Raw genomic sequence first — 22930 nt, 5'->3', positions numbered from 1 at the left:
CCAGATATTAATCTAACATTTTACATACAAAATCGCAAGTCCTATCTTCCTGCGTACAGACACTGATCAGATATCTGTCTTTTATGGTTCCCAGCGGAATTTCTTTATAGTATTTCCCATGCAGGGTATCCACGGTATGAAATGCCTTTGTCATTCCTTCCCCGGTCATTTTCACATAGCTTTCTTTTCTTGTCCAGAACCGGAGCAGTTCCTGCGGATCATCCCCGGCATCTTTCCACCAGTTCCTTTCCGCTTCCGTTAATATCCGCTTTGCCAGCTTCTGATTGCGGGCTTCCTGCCAAAAACGGTTCTGCTGTTCCACATCCACACCTACCGGGACATCCGACAGTGCTCCCACTGCATATGCTCCCGCATGGCTTAAATTAAAGAAAACCCCATCTTTTTTCAGACGCGGCTTTCCATGTCCTTCCAGCCCAAAAGATTCTTCGGCATAAGGGATCTGTTCTTCCAGCAGCATATGCCGGAGCAGAAGACCCGCCGCAATGGATCTGCTGCGGTTTTCTTTTCCTTTTATTGTTCTTACTTTCTCCCTGCGGCTCTCCACAAGAAGAGACAGTGAATTCTCCTCTTCTTCCGGACGCTGGAAACAGACCGGCCGGATATATAGTTTAAGCATGTAATGCTCCTAAAAATCCACACGCCAGCACAAAAATGCCAAGAATGATCCGGTAATATCCAAACACCTTGAAATCATGTTTTTTAATATATCCCATCAGAAAACGGATAACAATCAGGGAAACCGCAAATGCAATGACACATCCCACAAACAGGATAACGACCTCGGATGTCGAAAAATCCAGTCCAAACTTCGCAATCTTTAAGATACTGGCACCAAACATAACCGGAATGGCAAGGAAAAACGTATACTCTGCCGCAACGGTTCTGGACACTCCGATCAAAAGTGCTCCGACAATCGTTGCACCAGACCGGGAGGTTCCCGGAAAGATTGCAGCGATCAGCTGAAACAGACCGATAAAAAGTGCCGTGTCGTAACCGATATCTGCAAGCGAATTGATTCTGGAATTTTTCCCTTTATGGGAATTCTCAATCAGAATAAACGCAATACCAAACAGAATCAGCATGACAGATACCATCTGGTAATTGTAAAAATGTTCCTCCACCCAGTCATCCGCAAGAACACCGATCACCGCTGCCGGAATGGTAGAAACCAGAATATGAAACCACAATTTAAAAATATCTGTTTTGATCCATGCGCCCGGTCCCCGTTTTGTCAAAGGTGCTACATTGTTTTTTCTTCCAAACGGCCAGATCTGGCTCCAGAACAGAACAACGACCGCAAGAATCGCTCCCAGCTGGATCACGACCTCGAACATGCTGTAAAATTCATCACTTACTTTCAGTTTGACCACTTCATTCAGCAGAATCAGATGCCCGGTACTGCTGATGGGAAGCCACTCGGTCACGCCTTCCACAATTCCAAATAATACGGCTTTTAATACCTCTATCAGTTCTATCATTTTTTCCCTTTCTATCGCTCGCTTCCATCAAAATCCATCTGGTTCATATATTCCTGTGAAAAATCCGGATGGGTAGACAGTTCTATATAATGCATACTTTTCTGAATTATGGAAAGCTGCTCTCTTGCTTTTTTTGAAATAGCTGCTGATACTGCGCCTTCTCCGGCTGCATTTCCAACTGAATCCGTAATCGGAAGTAATTCCTTTGGGATCAGTCCAATCGCCGCTGCCGATTCTTTTTTCAGATAGCTGCCAAAACCACCTGCGAGAATGACATGATCCAGCTGTTCATAAGAAGTATGACTGTCCTGTAGCAGAATCCGCATTCCGGCTGCAAATGCTGCCTTTGCAAGCTGTAGTCCCCGGATATCTTCCTGCGTCACACATACCTTATGCGCCAGCCAGACACATGGCTGCCCTGCATATTCTCCCAGGTATTTCCGATAGGCAACCGAAACCGACTGTTTCTGCTTTAACAATCCTGTGTGATCGAGAAGCCCCATCTCTAAAATTACCGCAAGTGCATCAATCAGACCGGAACCGCAAATACCACACGCCTCCTCGTCTCCGATTACCTGCACCCGGATTCTTCGCTGGTCGAGCCAGACATGGGATATCGCTCCGGCCGCTGCCGGCATTCCCATCGCCATCTCCGCACCTTCAAATGCAGATCCGACCGCCGTGGCACAGCAATAAATCTGATCTTCGTTTCCGACCGCCATCTCTCCGTTCGTTCCAATATCCAGAAGAAGCACTTTCTCTTTGGGGTTCTTCTGCATCACTGCCAAAAGATCCGAAGTAATATCTCCTCCGACAAATCCTGCAACCGCCGGTGCTATGTATACCGATCTGCAATCCGTAAGTCCCAGCTGCTCTCCGGTATACTCTTTTCCAAAGAATTCCTGCGGCATAAACGGCGTCACCCCGATGGAAACAGGCGAAATTCCCGCAAACAGATGACACATTACCGTATTTCCCACCACGGCAAGACGCTGAATCTGTTCCCCTCTCCCTGTTTTTTTCTGCAGTGTCCGAAGCATCTGTGCGATCTGAAAAATAATCTGTTCTTTTAATATTTCCAGTTTTCCTGCTTCGGCTGCCTGAATACGTGAAAGCACATCTGCACCAAAACTTCTCTGTGCGCTTGGTTCACTGACCGTTGCCAGCTTTTCTCCTGTCTTTCCATCGATCAGATGGCAGACCACCGTCGTAGTACCGATATCGCATGCCGCATCCAGCCCTTCTCCGTCATCCGCCGGATAATGTGTGACCGTTCCGTTTTCTGCAATTTTAGACTTCTGTGCGCGAAGCTGCACTTTCGGAATTGTGATACGCATACCATCGGTTACTTTTGTCATACAGGCAAGTACTTCTCCCATATGTTCCACCTCTACGGTACACTTTCCGCATCTTCCCCTGCCGCCGCATGGCGCTGTCAGCACATGGATTCCATGTTCCTGAAGTGTCTCTAAAATGGTTTTTCCTTCTTCTGCATCAAGTTTATGTGATTTTTTTTCAATTATTACTTCTATCTGCATAGGCTTTCTTATACTCTAAAAGCAGCAAACCGGATCAGATTCGATTCGCTGCTTTTTACAGGCTCTGTTACTTGTTTCGATTACTTGTTCAGAGAAGACTCACGGTAAATGATATCATCTCTTCCCGGTCCGTTGGAAACCATGGTGATCGGATATCCAATCTGTCCCTCGATAAACTCAATGTACTTGCGGCAATTTTCCGGAAGTTCTTCATACTTCTTGATACCGCGGATGTCACATTTCCATCCCGGAAGCTTTGTGAGTACCGGCTTTGCCTTCTCCAAGAGACTAGTAACCGGAAATTCGGTTGTCACTTCTCCGTTGATCTCGTATCCGGTACATACCGGAATCTCATCCAGATATCCTAATACATCAAGTACAGTAAATGCTACATCGGTTGTTCCCTGCAGACGACAGCCATATTTGCTGGCTACACAGTCGAACCATCCCATTCTTCTCGGACGTCCGGTGGTTGCACCGAACTCTCCACCATCTCCACCACGACGGCGAAGTTCATCTGCCTCATCTCCGAAAATCTCACTTACAAATGCACCGGCACCTACAGCAGAAGAATATGCCTTACATACGGTAATGATCTGTTTGATCTCATATGGCGGAACTCCTGCCCCGATTGCACCGTATGCAGCCAGTGTGGAAGATGAGGTAACCATTGGATAAATTCCGTGATCCGGATCTTTTAATGTTCCAAGCTGTCCTTCTAAGAGAACCGTCTTTCCTTCTTTGAGTGCCTTGTCCAGGAATAAGGAAACATCACATACATATGGAGCTACCATATCGCGGTACTCATGTAATGTATTTAATAATTCATCAGTATCAATCAGTGGCTTGTGATACAGATGCTCTAAGATTACATTCTTCTGCTCTGCAACACGGACTACCTTTTCCTTTAACAGCTCATCGTCGAAAAGCTCACTTACCTGAAAACCGATCTTTGCGTATTTATCTGAATAAAACGGAGCAATACCAGATTTTGTCGATCCGAAAGATTTTCCTCCCAGACGTTCCTCCTCGTACTGATCAAACAGTACGTGATACGGCATCACAATCTGTGCACGGTTGGACACAAGAATCTTTGGCATCGGAACGTTGCGGTCTGTGATGGACTTAATCTCTTTGAAAAGACGTGGAATATCAAGTGCCACACCATTTCCAATCACACTCGTTGTATGACTGTAAAATACTCCGGACGGAAGTGTATGTAATGCAAACTTTCCGTAGTCATTTACGATTGTGTGTCCTGCGTTCGCACCTCCCTGAAAACGTACAATGATATCGGCCTGCTTTGCAAGCATGTCCGTAATCTTGCCTTTGCCTTCGTCGCCCCAGTTAGCGCCAACAACTGCTTTAACCATCTTTTATTCCTCCTGTATGTCTGCTTTAACTTTCCGTGCGCACTTTTTTACGCACGAAAACGGACAGGTGTAAAAACCCATCCGTTTTTACTTTATGATTATAAAGGATTCCCACTGAAATTACAAGTCATAAACTTTAATTTGTTAGCATATGAAAGTTTCCAAAAGCTGCCTGCTACGCTTCAATCTTTTTGGAACATGCGATCGCAAGTGCTCCCGGTCCGATATGACAGGCAATGGATAATGACAGTGGCTGCATGACGATCTCATTGTCCGGAAAGACAGCCTGCACTTCTTCTTTGAATGCCTCAGCGGCTGCAGTGTCAAATGTATAGGCCAGTTCCAGATTCATCTTCTCCCCATCCGGGCTGTGAAAACGCTTCTCAAAATCGTTTTTCATAGCCTCGGTCATGATTGTTTTTGCCTGTTTTACCGTACGTGCCTTTGCAAATGCATCCAGCTTTTCTCCCTGGATCTGCAATACCGGTTTCAGTTTCAGTAAGGTTCCCAGTGCTGCTGCTGCCGGTGTAATACGTCCGCCTTTTTTCAGATACTCCAGTGTGTCAACCATAATGTATATGGAGGATTCAAATTTTTCTTTTTCCAGAATCTCTTTGATTTCTTCTGCACCTTTTCCCTGCTCTGCCAGCATTTTGGCATCGAGCACGGACTGCCGCATCGTTACGGAAATACGCTGGTTATTGACTACCTGTACTTTTCCGTCATAGTCCTGGGAAAGCATATATGCCGTCTCACAGGAACTACTTAAGCCCGAAGACATCGGTATGTATACAATTTCATCGTATTCTTTCAAAAGTTCATCCCATTTATCGGTCACATCTCCAACCAGCGGCATGGAGGTTTTGATCTCTCCGCCCTCTTTGAGTTTCTGATAAAACTGCTCCTGTGTCAGGTCAATATCTTCATAAAACATCTGTCCGTTAATATAAAAAGGCATCGGCATTACCACTACGCCAAGTTCTTTTGCCTCGCTTTGTGTAATACCACTGTTACTGTCCGTTACAACAATCACTCGACTCATTTTTTCCACTCCTGATTTTCGTTGTTTTTCCAAACGGTTCCTTTGTCTTTGAACCGTTACGCTTTTACTATCATATCATAGGACAAAAAAAATGAAAAGCCTTGATTTTCAAGGCTTTTCATATCTATTTCACATGGTTTTTGATACTATGTTTACTTTATAACGCAACGGTTATGTCCGATTACATCATTCCGCCCATTCCCGGAGCACCACCAGCTGGCATTGCAGGAGTATCTTCCTTAATGTTTGCAACAGCAGACTCTGTGGTAAGTAATGTAGAAGCAACGGATGTTGCATTCTGCAGGGCACTTCTTGTAACCTTAACCGGATCAAGAATTCCGGATTCTACCATGTCAACATACTCTTCGGTAGCTGCATTGAAACCGGTTCCCGGTGCAGATTCCTTTACCTTATTGATGATAACAGCACCTTCAAGACCTGCGTTTGCAGCGATGTAATACAAAGGAGCTTCCAGTGCCTTTAAGATAACCTTCGCACCGGTCTTTTCATCTCCCTCTAAGGAATCAGCAAGCTCTGCAACCTTCTTGGATGCATGGATGTATGCAGATCCACCACCTGCGATAATACCTTCCTCGACTGCTGCACGGGTAGCATTTAATGCATCTTCCATACGAAGCTTTGCTTCCTTCATCTCGGTCTCTGTTGCAGCACCGACACGGATGACTGCTACGCCGCCTGCCATCTTTGCAAGTCTTTCCTGTAACTTTTCTTTATCAAATTCAGAAGTGGTCTCCTCGATCTGTCCACGGATCTGTTTGATACGTCCCTGAATCTTATCCTTGTCTCCGGCACCATCCACGATAACGGTGTTCTCTTTCTGAACCTTAACGGATTTTGCACGTCCAAGCATATCCATGGTGGTATCTTTCAGTTCTAATCCAAGATCGGAGCTGATCACCTGACCGCCGGTAAGGATTGCTATATCCTCAAGCATGGCCTTTCTTCTGTCACCATATCCAGGAGCCTTGACAGCTACTACGTTGAATGTACCACGCAGTTTGTTTACGATCAATGTGGTGAGTGCTTCTCCCTCGATATCCTCAGCGATGATCAGAAGTCTTGCACCGGACTGTACGATCTGCTCAAGCAGTGGCAGGATATCCTGGATATTGGAAATCTTCTTGTCTGTGATCAAGATGTATGGATCATCGAGATTTGCTTCCATCTTATCCATATCTGTGCACATATAAGCAGATAAGTAACCTCTGTCAAACTGCATACCTTCTACCAGGTCAAGCTCTGTCTGCATGGTTTTGGACTCTTCGATTGTGATGACACCATCGTTTGTAACCTTCTCCATAGCGTCTGCTACCAGATTACCAACTTCTTCATCACCGGCAGAAATTGCTGCAACTTTTGCGATCTGCTCTTTGCCCTTAACCTTCTGGCTCATTTCCTTTAATGCCTCAACAGCGGCATCTGTTGCCTTTTTCATACCACGTCTTAACACGATCGGATTTGCTCCTGCTTCCAGGTTCTTCATACCTTCCTGAACCATAGCCTGTGTTAAAACAGTAGCGGTAGTTGTACCATCACCGGCTACATCATTGGTCTTGGTTGCAACTTCTTTTACAAGCTGTGCACCCATGTTCTCAAATGCATCCTCAAGTTCCACTTCTTTTGCGATTGTTACACCATCGTTTGTGATCAGTGGAGCACCAAAGGATTTATCCAGTACAACGTTACGTCCTTTCGGTCCTAATGTTACACGAACGGTATTTGCTAATTTATCGACACCTGCACCAAGTGCTGCTCTGGCGTCTGAACCATATTTAATCTCTTTTGCCATGACTACAATAACCTCTCTTCTTTAAAATTCAGCCTATAATTTCCAATTTATAAAAACTACTCAACAATTGCAAGAATATCATTCTGTCTTACGATAATGTACTCTTCCCCATCAAGTTTTACTTCTGTCCCTGCATATTTGGAATAGATTACTTTCTGGCCTTCTTTTACCTGCATAACGATTTCTTTTCCGTCGACTACTCCGCCAGGACCTACAGCGATTACTTCCGCTTCCTGTGGCTTCTCCTGTGCTGCTCCCGGTAATACGATACCGGATGCGGTAGTCTCTTCTGCTTCTAACTGTTTTAATACTACTCTGTCTGTTAATGGCACTAATTTCATTACAAATAGCCTCCTTTTCGTCTTTACTAGCACTCACTTTATTCGAGTGCTAACTCTTTCTGTAAATAAAATATCACTGTTGTTTTTCATTGTCAACAGTGATACTCAATTTTTATATTTTTTTTAGATTCCCGGAATTCACTTTCTTTGTATGCTTTATTATTTCATCGTACTGTGCATACATTTTTTGTGTTTCGTTTTCAAGTGTATAATAATGAAAAATATACGGCACAAGAAGCACAAGGAGCAGCATGGTAAAACCATAGAGTGTCATGATCCCCGTCAAAAGCGGGGCAAACAATGACAGTACCGTTATCACAGCAAATGTAACCGTTACAATCAGATGAATCAGACGTTCGTGCTGGAAAAATCCAATCTGAACCAGATGTTCTTCCAAAATACATTCCCATTCCTCATATGTTTTCTCTTCTTCGTCTGCCAGAAGCCGGTCCACACGTTTCCGGTACTCTGTAATTCTTTTTTTCATTTCTGCCTCGATTCAGACTCTATATTAATCCATAGTGTTCCATTGCATGCTTTATTCCATCATCGTAGATATCCGTTGTCACAAATTCAGCCGCCTCTTTTGCCGGAGGTGTTCCATTCCCCATGGCAATTCCATGTCCCACAAAAGAAAGCATATCCAGATCATTGACACTGTCACCAATCGCATAGGTATCCTCATTTTTAATACCCATATGCCTGCAGAGCCAGTCTATCCCGGTCGCTTTCGATGTTCCTTTCGGAACAAATTCCACAACATGTCCTTCATGCTCCAGACAGTCAAAATCAGCCCCCAGTTCATCCCGGATTCTGGCATAATCGGTTGTTGGCAGGATATCCCCCGACATTTTATTAATGCGGATGTCCGGTGAATAGCCTTTTAATATTTTGGCAGATGCTCCCATTGCCTCAAAAAGGTACAGCACATACGGATCTGTCTTGAAATTTTCTTTATCTATCCAGTGGCAGTCCGGACCTTCCAGCACAATCGGCATCCGGCATTCTTCCATGACCCGGACAATTTTTTCTGTCAGTTCCGGGGAAAGGATATTTTCATACAGAACCTTTCCATCCATCTCCACATGGTTGCCGCATGCTGCAACAATTCCGTCAAAGCCGATCCCAAGCAGCCGCTTATCGTTAATATTGCTACGGGATCTTCCACTGCACAGAAATGTCTTATGTCCGTTTTTCTGCAATTGTTTGATGGTTGGAATTGTACTTTCTGGAATCTGCATTTTTTCATCCCACAGCGTTCCGTCTATATCAAAAAATATGTATGCCATTTTTACTCTCCTCATCTGTCAGCTGTTTCCCCTATACTAGCATAATCCGGCAGATGCGTCAAAGTATCCTGATTTTTTTCTATTTCAATGCATTTGCAATCCGCACAACAACATATCTGTTTTTCTGGAATTCGATCTCATACTGCCAGTGCGGGCACGGTGCTACTGAGCTTCCAATCTCAATGGTAATGGAAGGTTTATTAAGCAGATCCATCACATACTCCCGGTACTGTCCTCCCCAGGACCTTCCGCTGCCGCTATCCGGGGCTTTGCTGTATCCGGTAATTTTCTTTGCGATATCATACATTTTATAGGTATCTTTTTTCAGGCTTCCTTTCGTACAGTCCCCGTAAATAATTCTTCCCATGGCATGGTAATTCACCACACCCTGCAGATTTTGTTTTTTGATCAGCTGCTGTGTCAGCGTTGCTACCGCATAAGATTCCGGCTCACTCAGTGCTTTTTTGCCGGAATACCCCTGTGCACCTTTCTTTCCGCCGGAAACAAAATGTTTTGCCGGGAAATTCCGGTTTAAATCCACACCGCGTCCATTGGACTTCCATGTGGAATGTCTGGTCTGGGAAACCGTTACCCCGTCCGGATTTGCCATAACAATATAATGGATCTGTATTTTATTTAATGTGTTTGCCGGTTTTACCCCGCCAATCGTCCCATTATAATTTTCCAGATAATACTCCAGTTCCTTCATCAGAACGGCCGAACAGATATACTCTCTGGCATGCAGGGTGCTGACTACCAGTAATGATTCCTCTGCATCCGGATTTCCGATTGCAAAATCATAGATGGCACGCCCCTGCAAAGAGGTCCCGATTTTTGTCATTTCACAGTAGTTGCTGTACTTCTGTTCCAGTTCCTGCATGTCTTTTTTCATCTGGCTGTAAGTATACTTCTGTGACCGGATCTGTACGGCTTTTGTATTGGAAAACGTGACTTTTGCAGCCTCATCCGCTTCCTTCTGCTCGTTTTTTGCAACAATTTTATATGTATATGTCTTACCGGATGATACGTTTTTATCGGTATAGGATGGCTTGCTCCTCTCGGCAAGTTTTTTGTATTCCCCTCCGGCTGTTTTCCGGTAAATCACATAGGAAGTGGCATCGCTGCTTTCTTCCCATTCCAGATATACCTTTGTTTTTCCCTGTTTTGTTGTATGCAGTCCCTCCACGGCAGAAGGCTGTGGCAGTTCTTCCGGCTGTTGGATATCGTCCGGCTGCTGGATATCTCCCGGCTGTTGGGTATCATCCGGCTGCTGCGTATCTCCCGGCTGTTTTGTATCATCCGGCTGCTGCGTAGTATCCGGTGTTACATGATTACTCTCGGTATCCGTTACCGTGGCAGTATTTGCGGCATCTTCTGCATAAATACTCTGTGGGCACTGTGCCAGCATTCCAGCCACAAGTGCCCCGCAAATTACTTTTTTCCATAAACATTTCATCTTCTTTTGTACTCCCTTTTTTCTATTGTCTTTTATTAGACGTTTGCGAAACGCGCCTTGCGTCTGCCACCGCTTACACAGTCCAATGCTCTTTATAGACAGAATTGCTGAATTTATAGGAATCTGCCCAGTTTTCTTTCCAGTCACAGAAATCTGCTTTGATATGCCGCCTGATATCTTCCGTGTCCTGCATAGTATACGCCTCTCTGTTTATTTTACAAATTATATTACCTCGATTTTATTCTTTCTCCTTATCTTCCTGCTTTTTTCTGTCAGACAAATACCTCCACATCAGCACAATCCCGGCTCCCAGTACCACCAGAGAAAATATCCATGAGACCGCATCTCCCCTGACGCTGAAATCCAGCCAGTGCGTTTCCGTCCGCACAACTGCAATAAAATTTGCCGTCATATGTCCGATCATGGATGCATAGACATTTCCCGCACGATCCATCAGAAGTGCCAGCACCACACCAAGAATCAATGCGTAAATGAACTGCACGATATTGACATGCACGGCCGCAAAAATCAATGCCGAAATTCCAACCGCAAACGGTTTCGACAGCATATCTTTTAATCTTCCAAAAAGAATCCCCCGGAATACCAGCTCCTCCAGAATCGGGGTAAATACTGCCAGACAAAGAATTTCCATTCCTATTGTACTTCCGTAAAAATCGGTATTTGCCTGCTGGTAACCCATCGAAATTGCCGTCAGTTTCGTCATGGATATGAGATTGTTCAAAGAAATTCCAAAGCATGCCATGATCCCGGCCGCAAAAAGTGCATGACAGATACGTTCCCGGCTGATTCCAAACGGCTGCTTTGCAATCCCTGCCAGTGCCTGTCCCTGACGATAAAACGGAAGCATGGATGGAATTGTAAAAACAGTGGCAATCAGCTGACAGAACACATAATGTGTGGCATCTCCTCCAAATGCCCACTGCGCAATTGTCATAATAATCAGCATAACCGCGTAATAAAAAAGAAACGGGTATAAGATATACCAGATCTTTCTCAGCGTCTCCTTAAAAGTTTCCATGATATACCCTCCCGTTTTTCTTTATTATTTCTTTAACATGCCCGGCAGTTCTTCCATAGAATCGCACACACCGATCACGCCTGCCTCTTTCATTTCCTTTACATCTCCAAAACCAAAGCTGACCGCAAGACACGCAATTCCAAGTTCTTTCGCCCCGTTGACATCAAACATCGTATCCCCGATCAGACACATCTCGGATTTTGGAATATGACTCCAGCGGTGCATGACTTCCTTAAGAATCTCGGATTTTTTATCCCGTGTACCATCAAATGTTGCACCTACCACATCATCAAACAGCGGAAGAATTCCAAAATGCTCCAGAATCCGTTTGCAGGATACTTCCGGCTTGGAAGATGCCATGCCAATCCGGTATCCCTGTTCTTTTAATGTACGGATACACTTTTCCACACCCGGATATAACTTACACTCAAAAATTCCCGTCGTATTGTACCGTTCCCGGTATTTCTGCACAGCCTCATACGCTTTTTCATGCGAAAATCCATAATATCTTTCAAAACTCTCCGAAAGCGGCGGCCCGATAAACCGGTATAATTTTGCCGTATCCGGCTCCTTAATTCCGTAAAAATCAAGCGTATATAAAACACATTTTATGATTCCCTCGGAAGAATCAATAAGCGTTCCGTCCAGATCAAACAAAATGGTGTTCATTATTTCTTTACTCCTTTGGTATCACGGTTTCCCACATGCAGACGATGCAGGGCAACCGGCTTTCCTTTCACCTCGACCTCTTTCTCCTCACCTTCATGCAGCACATGAATACTTTTCAGTTCATCCCCGGCAGCCAGTTTCATGCCACGCACGCCCACCGCACCTTTCTTTTTCTGCGGAATTTGTGCACAGTCAATCCGAAGAAACATATCTTTCTTTGTTGCCATCACCAGTGTATCATTTTCTTCTAACGGACATACCGTTAGTACTTCATCTTCCTCTCCCAGCTTTGTTGCCGCCGTTGTCTTTTTTGCGACCACAAATTCCATACCGTCCACAACTTTGATCATGGCATACTTTGTGCCAAATAACATCCGGTGCGAGCTGACATGTTCAAGACCTGCCAGATATACAACATTCTCTTCTTTACTGTCATAATTGCAGAGGTTGTCAATCGGTGTTCCTTTATCCCGGAATTTTCCATATGGAAGATCAAGCACTTTTAGCAGATGCATCTGTCCCTTGTCCGTAAAGATACAGATTTTATCCGTATTTTTGCACGTAAAGATATGCCTGTATTCCGCGTTTGCCGCCTCTTTATTTCTCTCATAGACAGAAGTATCCACAATCTTTGCATATCCGAAGCGGTCCATCAGAAAGACAACATCCTGCTCCTCGATCTTCTTTGCTGCAACTACAGCTTCTTTCAGATTGTCAATCACGGTTTTGCGCTCTTTGCCATAAGCTTTTTTAAACGCGGTCAGTTCTTTGATGATTACTTTTGCCATGGAAGAACGATGCTCTAAAATATCCTCATATTTTGCAATATTTTCCAGTGTCTCATCATGTTCTTTCATCAATGCTTCAATTTCCAGACCAATCAATTTATACAGACGCATTTCCAGAATGGCCTGTGCCTGACGATCCGTAAAATTTAACTGCTGTGCCATGATCTTTGAAGATAGATTCTTAAAGGTAATATGATCCGTATTTCCGTCTGTCAGACAGGCTTTTGCATCTTTGATGCTGCGGCTGCCGCGTAAAATCTCAATGATCAGATCAATGACATTGCAGGCGCGGATCAGACCTTCCTGTATTTCTTTTTTGTCCTGTTCTTTCGCCAGAAGGGTCTGGTACTTTCTGGTTGCAATCTCATACTGGAATTTCACATGATGACGGATGATCGGCACGACGCCCATCGTCTCCGGTCTGCCATCCGCTACCGCAAGCATATTGACACCAAAGGTGTCTTCCAGCTTGGTTTTCTTGTACAGCAGATTCTCCAGAGCCTCGATATCTGCTCCTTTTTTCAGTTCCAGAACAATACGAATTCCCTCTTTGGATGACTGATTGGTAATATCGGTAATGTCACTGGTTGCCTTGGATTCTACCAGACCGTAAACATCATTTAAAAACTTCCCGATATTGGCTCCGATCATGGTATACGGAATCTCCGTGATTACCATGCGGTCTTTGCCGCCTTTGCCCTTTTCAATCTCGATTTTTCCACGTATTTTGATCTTGCCGACCCCGGACTCATAAATTGCCGGAAGATCATCTTTATTTGCAATGATTCCTCCTGTCGGGAAATCCGGTCCCGGAATATACTGCATCATCTCCGCAGTGGTAATATCCGGATTTTTCATATAGGCAATCACACCGTCTATCACTTCTCCGAAATTATGTGGCGGAATGGAAGTTGCCATACCGACAGCGATACCTTCCGCACCGTTGACCAGAAGATTTGGCACCTTTACCGGCAAAACAACCGGCTCTTTTTCGGTTTCATCAAAATTCGGCATGAAATCCACAACATTTTTATCCAGATCTGCCAGATAGGCTTCCTGCGTTACTTTCTGCAGACGTGCCTCCGTATATCGCATGGCAGCGGCACCATCGCCTTCAATGGACCCAAAATTTCCATGCCCGTCCACAAGCGGCAGTCCCTTTTTGAAATCCTGTGCCATGACAACCAGGGCATCATAGATCGAAGAATCTCCATGCGGATGATATTTACCCATGGTATCTCCGACAATACGCGCACTCTTACGATACGGTTTGTCATATCGGATTCCCAGTTCATACATATCATAAAGTGTACGGCGCTGCACCGGTTTTAATCCATCACGGACATCCGGCAGCGCACGGGCAATGATAACGCTCATCGCATAGTCAATATATGATTTTTGCATCAGCTCCGAATACTCGGTGCGAATGATACTATGTTCCATTTTATTTCTTCCTCACTCCTAGAAAACCTAACAGGATCTATACGTCCAAGATCGCATCGTTTGCATGTTCATAAATAAAGGCCTTTCTCGGCGGCACATCCGTGCCCATCAGCATAGCGGTTACATCCGACGCCATACGACCGTCTTCAATCTCCACGCGCTTCATGACACGCGTCTGGGGATTTAAAGTAGTCTCCCATAACTGCTCGGCATCCATCTCTCCGAGACCTTTGTATCGCTGCAGGGTAAAACTTCCGGTATGTGTTTTCCGGTATTTTTCCAGTGCCGCATCATCATAAAGGTACTCTTCTTTCCCTTTTGACGGAATCACTTTGTACAATGGCGGCATCGCCACATAAACATGTCCTTCAAAAATCAGTTCCGGCATAAACCGGTAAAACAGTGTCAGAAGCAGCGTGGAAATATGGGCTCCGTCGACATCGGCATCTGCCATGATAATAATCTTGTCATAGCGCAGCTTACTGATATCAAAATCATTTCCGTACCCTTCCGAAAAACCGCAGCCGAATGCGTTGATCATTGTCTTGATTTCTGCATTGGCAAGCACCTTGTCGATACTGGCTTTTTCAACATTCAGAATTTTTCCGCGGATCGGCATGATCGCCTGATACATACGGTTTCGCGCCATTTTGGCGGAACCACCGGCAGAATCTCCCTCTACGATAAAAATCTCACACTTTGACGCATCCCGGCTCTCACAGTTGGACAGTTTTCCATTGGAATCAAACGAAAACTTCTGCTTGGTCAGCAGATTGGTTCTCGCTTTTTCCTCTGCCTTGCGGATTTTTGCAGCCTTTTCCGCACAGCCAATCACAATCTTTAAGGTTTCTAAATTTTTATCAAAAAACAGCGGAACTTCATCACTTGTCACTTTGGCAGTTGCACGGTTTGCATCCTGATTATCGAGTTTTGTCTTCGTCTGTCCTTCAAAACGCGGGTCCGGATGCTTGATGGAAATCACTGCTGTCATTCCGTTTCGCACATCTGTACCGTTGAAATTTGCATCCTTCTCTTTTAAAATGCCAAGTTCTCTGGCATAGGAATTGATAATCGTCGTAAACGCAGTTTTAAATCCGGTCAGGTGTGCACCACCTTCCGAATTATAAATATTATTACAGAATCCCATGATATTCTCATGGAACTCGCTGGTATACTGGAATGCTGCTTCCACCTCAATGCCTTCACTTTCCCCTTTGAAGTAAATGACATCATGCAGCACTTCGAGATTATTGTTCAGATCTTTGACAAACCCAATGATTCCATCCGGCTCATGAAACTCAATGTGCTCTGCTTCCGGCTTTCTCCGGTCCTCATATATGATCGTCAGTTTCGGGTTCAAATAAGCGGTCTCATGCATCCGGCTCTTAACATCATCTTCCCGGAATCTGGTCTTCTCAAAAATTTCTGGATCTGGAAGAAAATTGATCTTCGTTCCAGTCTTCTTTGTCTTCCCGATCTTTGGAAGAAGTCCGTCTTCAAGTTCTACCACCGGATGTCCCTGTGCATAGCGGTCATGATACACATATCCGCCCTGGCTGATTTCCACATCCATATAGGTGGAAAGTGCATTGACTACCGAAGATCCGACACCATGCAGTCCTCCACTCGTCTTGTACGCATTGTTGTCAAATTTTCCTCCTGCGTGCAGTGTAGAAAATACAACGCGGGCAGCCGATACTCCCTTTGCATGCATGCCGACCGGAATACCACGTCCGTTATCTTCCACCGTACAGGAGCCATCTGCCTCAAGGGTCACCCATATTTTATCACAGGCACCTGCCAGATGCTCATCCACGGAATTGTCGACAATCTCATAAATCAGGTGGTTGAGTCCTTTGGTCGTTGTACTTCCGATATACATTCCCGGACGTTTCCGAACCGCTTCAAGCCCCTCCAGTACCGATATACTGCTTGCATCATATCCTGACATGTTCCTCTATCTCCTTACTATCCTGCTAAATTACATTTGATCTTTCATGTGAGCAATCACCATCACTGCAATCCGAAAAGTCATCGCATCGTCAAACGTACGGATATCCAGTCCGATTGCTTTCTCGATACGTTCCAGACGATATACCAGAGTATTGCGGTGCACATACAGCTGTCTTGCCGTCTCTGATATATTCAGATTATTCTCAAAAAATTTATTGATAGTAGACATTGCTTCCTCATCATCTAAGATGTCCGGAATTTTCTCACCGAATACCTCTTTGATAAACATATTACATAAACTCATCGGAAGCTGGTAAATCAGACGCCCGATGCCAAGTTTTCCGTAAGAAATTGTGTCATATTTAGCATAAAACACACGTCCAACTTCCAGTGCCATGCGCGCTTCCTGGTAAGATTCCGCAATTTCCGGAAGCTGTGTCACAACGTTTCCATAGCCGACACGCACACGGATCATTGCCTCCATATGTAAATTATCCGCAAGGCTTCCCGCAATTTTTGACAGACGTTCCTCCATCTCCTCTTCTTTTATATGGGAAACATCTTTGATCAGAACGATACTGTGCTGATCCACGCAGGTCACAAAGTCCTTCGAACGGATATCTGCAAGATTTTTTACCAGTTCCATCGCCATATCGTTATTTTTACTTCCGGTATCAATCACAAAAACTACCCGCGGTACTTCCTGAATGTGGTGCTTTTTTGCTTTTCCGTAAATATCCACAATCAGCATATTACCAAGAATGATATTCTGCATAAAATTATTGCGGTCGAACTGCTCTGCAAAACTCATAACCAGATTCCGGATCTGGCAGACTGCCATCTGTGCGCATACAAGAAATGACTCTTCTTTCACCAGACAGACTAAAATATATTCCGTTTCACCTTCTACCATCACTTTATACAGATGATAATCCTGATACGTCTGTTTTTCAGCAAGCGATTCTGCGAAATCAACGACCACCTGCTGTTCTAATGCCTCCGGCAACGGCATCTCCTCCGTATGTGCTACCAGCTTCCCCTTTGCAGTAAACAATGCCGTATCCATGTGGCTGATCTCTTTAATTTCGTTTAATGAATTCTGTAATTTCTGATTTGAAAGCATATACTCTCCTATTATTTACGTTCGAAAGAACCCGGGTGTAAATACTAACACCCGGGTTCAAGATTTACAACTATATAATTTTAACGGACTAGTTGGTAATTGTCAATTCTGTTTCCTTATCGAATACATGAATCTTATGCGGATCAAATGCAAGCTTGATATGATCGCCATAACGGGCAGGTGTATCAGAATCAACTCTTGCTGTCATGTTTGCACCGGCTACGGAGTAGTACAGTAATACTTCTGCACCAAGTAACTCGTATCCTGTTACATCAGACTCGATGACACAGTCACCATTCTTCTGGATCATTTCAGGATCATCAGAAATATCCTCTGGTCTGATACCTAATACAACTGTCTTTCCGTTGTATCCGCCCTCTTCGAGCTTCTTTGCCTTGTAATCCGGAAGAACTACAGAGTAATCACCGAATGTTAATGTAGCTTTATCTCCCTGAATGGTGCACTTAGCATCGATGAAGTTCATCTGTGGAGATCCGATGAATCCGGCTACGAATAAGTTGTTTGGCTCATTGTATAATTTCTGTGGAGAATCAACCTGCATGATTACACCATCTTTTAATACAACGATTCTGGTTCCAAGTGTCATAGCCTCTGTCTGATCATGTGTTACATAGATGATCGTAGCACCTAATCTGTTATGTAAAGAAGCGATCTCAGATCTCATCTGTACACGAAGTTTTGCATCCAGGTTGGATAAAGGCTCATCCATAAGGAATACCTTAGGATTACGAACGATTGCACGACCCATGGCAACACGCTGTCTCTGTCCACCGGAAAGAGCCTTCGGCTTACGATCCAGTAACTTCTCCAGATCAAGGATTCTTGCTGCTTCCTCAACCTTTGCTTTGATCTCATCCTTCGGAACTTTTCTTAACTTAAGACCGAATGCCATGTTATCAAATACTGTCATATGTGGATACAGAGCATAGTTCTGGAATACCATTGCGATATCACGATCCTTTGGCTCTACATCGTTCATTACCTTTCCGTCGATGATCAGATCACCGGAAGAAATCTCCTCAAGACCTGCGATCATACGAAGTGTTGTAGATTTACCACATCCAGATGGTCCTACGAAGATGATAAACTCTTTATCTGCAACATCCAGATTGAAATCTTTTACTGCCTCAAATCCGTTTGGATATACTTTGCAAACGTTCTTTAATGATAAACTTGCCATTTGAAAAACCTCCTGATTTTTGCTTTTCGTTATTTTTCTTTGGTGAAGTTTCTTTGAACTTCCTGACAAGTGTATGATAACGGAATCTGCCCGAAATTACCACCGTCAATCCGTCCAAATATTTACATGGTTTCTTGGCGAAATAACGAAAGGGGACATTGTTGTAAACAATGCCCCCAAAAATTACAGTTTTGAATATCCAAAACCGTTAACCATCGCCTCAATCTTTTGTCCCTGCCGGCAGAGCGGACAGTCTGCAACCGGATATGCCGCATATCCAGTGACATCACTTTCATCAAAAAGTGTCTCGACCTCTACGCCGTCTACTGAATTGATTGTTCCAAACAGCGAAGCGACCCACTCAATCTCTCCTCCGTAATACTGGATACACTCGAGTGCTCTGCGGATGGTCTCGCCGGTTGTCGTAGTTGCCAGAAGAAGCACCACATGCTTTCCTTTGATCGCACCCTTGTTATTGTCACGGAACAGCATCTGGTTGTTGCTGTTGATCTCCGGAGAAATTACATACACCGTCTCATGCTGGTTGGTCGTTCCCATAATTCCACCGTTTTGGATTTCTTCTGTCAAAAACGTACCAACAACTTCTGTTCCATCCATACATACAATCGTATCCACGTATTTTGTCTTTGGAATTCTCGAATACAGTACATGTGCCGCCTGTTTTGCTTCCGCCACACGTGTCTTGATACTTGTCACATCCACATAATAATTAATGTGGGAATGACTCGTTGCAAAATGTCCGTGCATGGCATGCAGCGCCAGCATGTTGCTTTCTTTTGAATAAAATTTCATCATACGATCTTCCATAGTATAATCCTCCTTCTCCTGTTGCTGTTATTGTTATGATAATCCGGTACTGCCAAAGCCACCGCGATCTTTCCCCGTCAGATGTTCCACCTTTTCGAATACAATCTCCGGCTGATTTTCCACGATTCGAAACTGTGCAATGCGGTCATTTACGTGGATCACGGTATCCCTGGTTGCATAAACCGGCATCCGCCACATATCGTTGTCCCCGCAATAGGAACCATCTACAATCCCGACACTGTTTGTCTGGATAATTCCCCAGTTTTTAAATGTGGAACTGCGCGGCACAAGATGTGCCTCATATCCCTTTGGAAGTTCCATTGCCACGCCAAGCGGGATCAGTGCAAACTCTCCCGCTTTTAAAGTTACTTCTTCCGAAGCCCGCATATCAATCCAATCGGATTTTCCTTCAATGTAATCCAGCGGTTCGATTTTGTCTGTAAAATATTTAATCTTGATTTTCTGCATATCAGTTTTCCCACTTCAGATTCAGATGCTCCACACGTTTTTCGCGGACCATCAGATCCTTTACACCTTCCTTTGCCGGTTTGTCATCGAACAGTACTTTATTCACTTCTTCTATAATCGGAAGCTCCACATCATACTTTTTTGCCAGAGCAAGTGCTGCCTTGGCCGAATAAATTCCCTCTACGACCATTTTCACTTCGTCGGTAGCCTGCTTCATGGTATACCCCTGTCCGATCAGCATACCCGCCTTGCGGTTTCTGCTGTGACGGCTCTCACAGGTGACAATCAGGTCTCCAATACCGGTCAGTCCGCAGAGTGTCTCCACTTTTGCCCCCATCTTTACAGCAAGTCCCGCAATCTCTGCAATGCCGCGGGTAATCAGGGCCGCTTTGGTGTTATCCCCGTATCCGAGTCCGTCCGCCATTCCTGCAGCAAGTGCAATCACATTTTTTAATGATCCGCCCAGTTCCATGCCAAGCATGTCCGGACTTGTATAGACACGGAACACTTCATTCATAAACAAATCCTGGATTTTTTCTGCTGTGCTTTCTGTTTTTGCTCCTGCCACAACGGTTGTCGGAAGCCCGACCCCAACTTCCTCCGCATGTGATGGTCCACACATAACTGCAACATCTGCACAAGGAATTTCCTGTTCTACCACATCGGAAATCGTCATCAGAGTATCCTCCTCAATTCCCTTTGCCACGCAGACGATAATCTGTCCCTCTGTCACATACGCAGCCATGCTTTTGGCCGTGCTTCTGGTAAACACGGATGGTACCGCAAGAACGAGAAATTCCTTTCCGGTTACTGCTTCTTTTAAATCTGTTGTAAACAGGACATCCTCCGGAAGCTTCACTCCCGGAAGTTTATCGATATGCTCATGCTCTCTGCGGAGCATGGCAACTTCCTCTTCCACGATCGACCATACCGTTACTTCATTTCCATTGGTACGAAGAAGCTTTGCCAGCGCAATGCCCCAGCTGCCAGCTCCGATCACTCCTACCTTTGCCATATCATTTATCTCCTTTTTTCGTTCCGAATTTGTTCTCTGTTCCATTCATCAGACGGACAATATTCGCACGGTGTCTCCAAATTGCCATGCCGGTGAAACATGCACTCAATATGTAAAACTCGATCCGGCTGGCTCCGCTGATCTTTAACCAGCCAAGCTGTCCGAAAATAATCGCCTGTACCAGATAGGCCGATACGAGAAATATCGATCCCACCGAAACATACCGGGTGATCCCCACAATGATCAAAAAACCTACCGCACAACAGATCACTGCCGGGGGGCAGACGGCAAGGATGACGCCTGTCGTGCAGGCAATCCCCTTCCCTCCGCGAAACTGTAGATAGCACGGAAAATTATGTCCTAAGACCGTTCCAAAACCGGCATACAGTTCCAGCACTTTGGTATCCGCACCATAAGTTCCATGAAAAATCAGTTTTACAAGAAGTACGGCAAATACGGCCTTGAGCAGATCTCCGGCAAATGTAATAATACCGGCTTTCCATCCAAGTACCCGCAGAGAATTTGTCGTACCTGCATTTCCGCTTCCCTGCTTGCGGATATCAATCCCTTTGCTTTTCCCATACAGATATCCCGTCTGAAACAGACCGAATCCATATCCAATCAGTAATGCAATGATTCTTGCGACGATCATAACTAGTCTTCCTTTCGCTCCCTCGTGATGAATTTAAGAGCCGTGCCACGGAATCCAAATGTATCGCGAATACGGTTCTCCAGATATCTGGTGTACGAAAAATGCATCAGATTTTTGTCATTGACAAATACGACAAATGTCGGCGGTTTGACCGCAACCTGTGTTACATAATAAATCTTGAGTCTTTTTCCTTTATCGGTCGGTGGCTGCTGCATGGCAACTGCTTCCGTCACGATTTCGTTTAAGACACCCGTTGCAACACGCATACTGTTGTTCTCAATGACAACATCGATCATTTCAAAAATCTTATTCAGACGCTGACCGGACTTTGCAGAAATAAACAAAATCTCTGCATACGGCATAAAGCTTAAGATCTGACGGATTTTCTCGGTATGTTTCTTCACCGTGTTGTTATCCTTTTCGATGGCATCCCATTTGTTAACCGCAATAATGATACCTTTTCCCCTGTCATGTGCAATTCCGGCAATCTTGGCATCCTGCTCGGTTACTCCTTCGGTGGCATCAATAACGATGATCACCACATCCGCGCGTTCCACAGCGGTAACTGCACGGATAATACTGTAGCGCTCAATCTCCTCTTTGATCTTGTTTTTGCGGCGAAGCCCCGCCGTATCAATAAATACATATTCTTTTCCGTTGTATTTAATGTCTGTATCGATGGCATCTCTGGTAGTTCCCGCGATATCCGATACGATTACACGGTCTTCCTGTGCCAGCTTGTTGATCAGGGATGATTTCCCGACATTCGGCTTTCCGATAATGGCTACCTTCGGTCTTTCATCCTCCGGCTGATTTTCCGATCCTTCCGGGAAATATTTCACCACTTCATCCAGCATATCTCCAAGTCCGAGCATGGAAGAAGCGGAAACCGGATACGGTTCTCCGATTCCGAGATTGTAAAATTCATACACATCCGGCATAAATTTTTCAAAACTGTCCACTTTATTTACCACCAGAACCACCGGCTTTTTGGATCTGCGCAGCATGTCCGCTACTTTTGCATCCGCATCCTGCAGTCCCTGACGCACATCCGTGATAAACATGATCACATCTGCCGTGGCAATCGCAATCTCTGCCTGTTCACGCATCTGGGAAAGGATCACATCCCCGCTGTCCGGTTCGATTCCACCGGTATCAATCAATGTAAAATTATAGTTCAGCCATGTGACATCCGCATAAATGCGGTCTCTTGTGACACCCGGAGTGTCTTTTACAATGGAGATTCTCTCTCCTGCCAATGTATTAAAAAGCGTAGATTTTCCGACATTCGGACGCCCGACAATGGCTACGACTGGTCTGCTCATTTTTTACCTCCAACAAAAAAATGGATGGCGTCCGAAAACGCCATCTTTATTTTACAATAAGCCGCGGAAGTTGTAAAG

Annotated in this window: 21 protein-coding genes; all 21 read right to left on the bottom strand. The window is 44.8% G+C overall.

Going from position 1 to position 22930, the window contains the following annotated elements; translation table 11 throughout:
* Positions 1-7: 7 nt before the first annotated feature.
* Positions 8-637, bottom strand: a complete 630-nt coding sequence (locus M72_RS12735; protein ID WP_055068482.1) for a 4'-phosphopantetheinyl transferase family protein — start codon at positions 635-637, stop codon at positions 8-10.
* Positions 630-1496, bottom strand: coding sequence for an undecaprenyl-diphosphate phosphatase (locus M72_RS12730; RefSeq protein ID WP_055068551.1), 867 nt, complete (start codon positions 1494-1496; stop codon positions 630-632). Before M72_RS12730 ends, M72_RS12735 begins: the two co-directional genes overlap by 8 nt.
* Before the next feature lie 14 nt (positions 1497-1510).
* Complete coding sequence (locus M72_RS12725) at positions 1511-3037, bottom strand: ASKHA domain-containing protein (protein ID WP_055068481.1); 1527 nt, start codon at positions 3035-3037, stop codon at positions 1511-1513.
* Between the two features lie 80 nt (positions 3038-3117).
* Positions 3118-4410 carry an adenylosuccinate synthase gene (locus M72_RS12720; protein ID WP_022045127.1) on the bottom strand — a complete coding sequence of 431 codons (1293 nt, stop codon included), beginning with the start codon at positions 4408-4410 and terminating at the stop codon, positions 3118-3120.
* A gap of 175 nt (positions 4411-4585) precedes the next feature.
* Positions 4586-5452, bottom strand: coding sequence for a DegV family protein (locus M72_RS12715; RefSeq protein WP_022045126.1), 867 nt, complete (start codon positions 5450-5452; stop codon positions 4586-4588).
* Between the two features lie 181 nt (positions 5453-5633).
* The gene (gene groL, locus M72_RS12710) at positions 5634-7262 is read right to left on the bottom strand and encodes a chaperonin GroEL (RefSeq protein WP_022045125.1); all 1629 of its coding nucleotides are present in this window, start codon (positions 7260-7262) and stop codon (positions 5634-5636) included.
* Between the two features lie 56 nt (positions 7263-7318).
* Complete coding sequence (gene groES / locus M72_RS12705; RefSeq protein ID WP_022045124.1) at positions 7319-7603, bottom strand: co-chaperone GroES; 285 nt, start codon at positions 7601-7603, stop codon at positions 7319-7321.
* Between the two features lie 112 nt (positions 7604-7715).
* Positions 7716-8090, bottom strand: a complete 375-nt coding sequence (locus tag M72_RS12700; protein ID WP_022045123.1) for a hypothetical protein — start codon at positions 8088-8090, stop codon at positions 7716-7718.
* Between the two features lie 19 nt (positions 8091-8109).
* Positions 8110-8892, bottom strand: coding sequence for a Cof-type HAD-IIB family hydrolase (locus tag M72_RS12695; protein ID WP_022045122.1), 783 nt, complete (start codon positions 8890-8892; stop codon positions 8110-8112).
* A 79-nt stretch (positions 8893-8971) separates the two neighbouring features.
* The gene (locus tag M72_RS12690; RefSeq protein ID WP_055068479.1) at positions 8972-10348 is read right to left on the bottom strand and encodes a M14 family zinc carboxypeptidase; all 1377 of its coding nucleotides are present in this window, start codon (positions 10346-10348) and stop codon (positions 8972-8974) included.
* A 238-nt stretch (positions 10349-10586) separates the two neighbouring features.
* On the bottom strand, positions 10587-11387 hold the full coding sequence (locus M72_RS12685; RefSeq protein WP_055068478.1) for a CPBP family intramembrane glutamic endopeptidase: 801 nt from the start codon (positions 11385-11387) through the stop codon (positions 10587-10589).
* A gap of 24 nt (positions 11388-11411) precedes the next feature.
* The gene (locus M72_RS12680; protein WP_055068477.1) at positions 11412-12056 is read right to left on the bottom strand and encodes an HAD hydrolase-like protein; all 645 of its coding nucleotides are present in this window, start codon (positions 12054-12056) and stop codon (positions 11412-11414) included.
* Positions 12056-14287: a DNA gyrase/topoisomerase IV subunit A gene (locus M72_RS12675; RefSeq protein WP_055068476.1), complete on the bottom strand. Its 2232-nt coding sequence runs from the start codon at positions 14285-14287 to the stop codon at positions 12056-12058. Before M72_RS12675 ends, M72_RS12680 begins: the two co-directional genes overlap by 1 nt.
* A gap of 37 nt (positions 14288-14324) precedes the next feature.
* On the bottom strand, positions 14325-16238 hold the full coding sequence (locus tag M72_RS12670; RefSeq protein ID WP_055068475.1) for a DNA gyrase/topoisomerase IV subunit B: 1914 nt from the start codon (positions 16236-16238) through the stop codon (positions 14325-14327).
* A 30-nt stretch (positions 16239-16268) separates the two neighbouring features.
* Positions 16269-17363, bottom strand: a complete 1095-nt coding sequence (locus M72_RS12665) for a PucR family transcriptional regulator (RefSeq protein WP_055068474.1) — start codon at positions 17361-17363, stop codon at positions 16269-16271.
* An 88-nt stretch (positions 17364-17451) separates the two neighbouring features.
* Positions 17452-18564 carry an ABC transporter ATP-binding protein gene (locus M72_RS12660; protein WP_022045115.1) on the bottom strand — a complete coding sequence of 371 codons (1113 nt, stop codon included), beginning with the start codon at positions 18562-18564 and terminating at the stop codon, positions 17452-17454.
* 183 nt (positions 18565-18747) lie between these two features.
* Complete coding sequence (locus M72_RS12655) at positions 18748-19392, bottom strand: type I phosphoribosyltransferase (protein WP_055068473.1); 645 nt, start codon at positions 19390-19392, stop codon at positions 18748-18750.
* A 33-nt stretch (positions 19393-19425) separates the two neighbouring features.
* A complete protein-coding gene (locus tag M72_RS12650; RefSeq protein WP_022045113.1) occupies positions 19426-19860 on the bottom strand; it encodes a dUTP diphosphatase in 435 nt (144 codons plus the stop codon).
* Between the two features lies 1 nt (position 19861).
* Positions 19862-20875 carry an NAD(P)H-dependent glycerol-3-phosphate dehydrogenase gene (locus M72_RS12645; RefSeq protein ID WP_055068472.1) on the bottom strand — a complete coding sequence of 338 codons (1014 nt, stop codon included), beginning with the start codon at positions 20873-20875 and terminating at the stop codon, positions 19862-19864.
* Between the two features lies 1 nt (position 20876).
* On the bottom strand, positions 20877-21527 hold the full coding sequence (plsY, locus tag M72_RS12640) for a glycerol-3-phosphate 1-O-acyltransferase PlsY (protein ID WP_055068471.1): 651 nt from the start codon (positions 21525-21527) through the stop codon (positions 20877-20879).
* Positions 21528-21529: 2 nt separating this feature from the next.
* On the bottom strand, positions 21530-22852 hold the full coding sequence (der, locus tag M72_RS12635; protein ID WP_022045110.1) for a ribosome biogenesis GTPase Der: 1323 nt from the start codon (positions 22850-22852) through the stop codon (positions 21530-21532).
* Between the last annotated feature and the right edge of the window lie 78 nt (positions 22853-22930).

Source organism: Roseburia faecis (genome assembly GCF_001406815.1).
GTDB classification, from domain to species: domain Bacteria; phylum Bacillota; class Clostridia; order Lachnospirales; family Lachnospiraceae; genus Roseburia; species Roseburia faecis.
The sequence above is the reverse complement of the archived record's forward strand: the minus strand, read 5'-3'. Positions and strand labels throughout refer to the sequence as shown.

What these genes read in the sequence shown, in the direction of transcription:
- M72_RS12725 (WP_055068481.1), bottom strand. Translation starts at nt 3,037, where the DNA reads ATGCAGATAGAAGTAATAATTGAAAAAAAATCACATAAACTTGATGCA.
- M72_RS12690 (WP_055068479.1), bottom strand. Translation starts at nt 10,348, where the DNA reads ATGAAATGTTTATGGAAAAAAGTAATTTGCGGGGCACTTGTGGCTGGA.
- M72_RS12715 (WP_022045126.1), bottom strand. Translation starts at nt 5,452, where the DNA reads ATGAGTCGAGTGATTGTTGTAACGGACAGTAACAGTGGTATTACACAA.
- M72_RS12720 (WP_022045127.1), bottom strand. Translation starts at nt 4,410, where the DNA reads ATGGTTAAAGCAGTTGTTGGCGCTAACTGGGGCGACGAAGGCAAAGGC.
- M72_RS12670 (WP_055068475.1), bottom strand. Translation starts at nt 16,238, where the DNA reads ATGTCAGGATATGATGCAAGCAGTATATCGGTACTGGAGGGGCTTGAA.
- groES (WP_022045124.1), bottom strand. Translation starts at nt 7,603, where the DNA reads ATGAAATTAGTGCCATTAACAGACAGAGTAGTATTAAAACAGTTAGAA.
- M72_RS12665 (WP_055068474.1), bottom strand. Translation starts at nt 17,363, where the DNA reads ATGCTTTCAAATCAGAAATTACAGAATTCATTAAACGAAATTAAAGAG.
- M72_RS12685 (WP_055068478.1), bottom strand. Translation starts at nt 11,387, where the DNA reads ATGGAAACTTTTAAGGAGACGCTGAGAAAGATCTGGTATATCTTATAC.
- M72_RS12695 (WP_022045122.1), bottom strand. Translation starts at nt 8,892, where the DNA reads ATGGCATACATATTTTTTGATATAGACGGAACGCTGTGGGATGAAAAA.
- M72_RS12735 (WP_055068482.1), bottom strand. Translation starts at nt 637, where the DNA reads ATGCTTAAACTATATATCCGGCCGGTCTGTTTCCAGCGTCCGGAAGAA.
- M72_RS12650 (WP_022045113.1), bottom strand. Translation starts at nt 19,860, where the DNA reads ATGCAGAAAATCAAGATTAAATATTTTACAGACAAAATCGAACCGCTG.
- plsY (WP_055068471.1), bottom strand. Translation starts at nt 21,527, where the DNA reads ATGATCGTCGCAAGAATCATTGCATTACTGATTGGATATGGATTCGGT.
- der (WP_022045110.1), bottom strand. Translation starts at nt 22,852, where the DNA reads ATGAGCAGACCAGTCGTAGCCATTGTCGGGCGTCCGAATGTCGGAAAA.
- M72_RS12680 (WP_055068477.1), bottom strand. Translation starts at nt 12,056, where the DNA reads ATGAACACCATTTTGTTTGATCTGGACGGAACGCTTATTGATTCTTCC.
- M72_RS12655 (WP_055068473.1), bottom strand. Translation starts at nt 19,392, where the DNA reads ATGGAAGATCGTATGATGAAATTTTATTCAAAAGAAAGCAACATGCTG.
- M72_RS12645 (WP_055068472.1), bottom strand. Translation starts at nt 20,875, where the DNA reads ATGGCAAAGGTAGGAGTGATCGGAGCTGGCAGCTGGGGCATTGCGCTG.
- M72_RS12660 (WP_022045115.1), bottom strand. Translation starts at nt 18,564, where the DNA reads ATGGCAAGTTTATCATTAAAGAACGTTTGCAAAGTATATCCAAACGGA.
- M72_RS12675 (WP_055068476.1), bottom strand. Translation starts at nt 14,287, where the DNA reads ATGGAACATAGTATCATTCGCACCGAGTATTCGGAGCTGATGCAAAAA.
- M72_RS12700 (WP_022045123.1), bottom strand. Translation starts at nt 8,090, where the DNA reads ATGAAAAAAAGAATTACAGAGTACCGGAAACGTGTGGACCGGCTTCTG.
- groL (WP_022045125.1), bottom strand. Translation starts at nt 7,262, where the DNA reads ATGGCAAAAGAGATTAAATATGGTTCAGACGCCAGAGCAGCACTTGGT.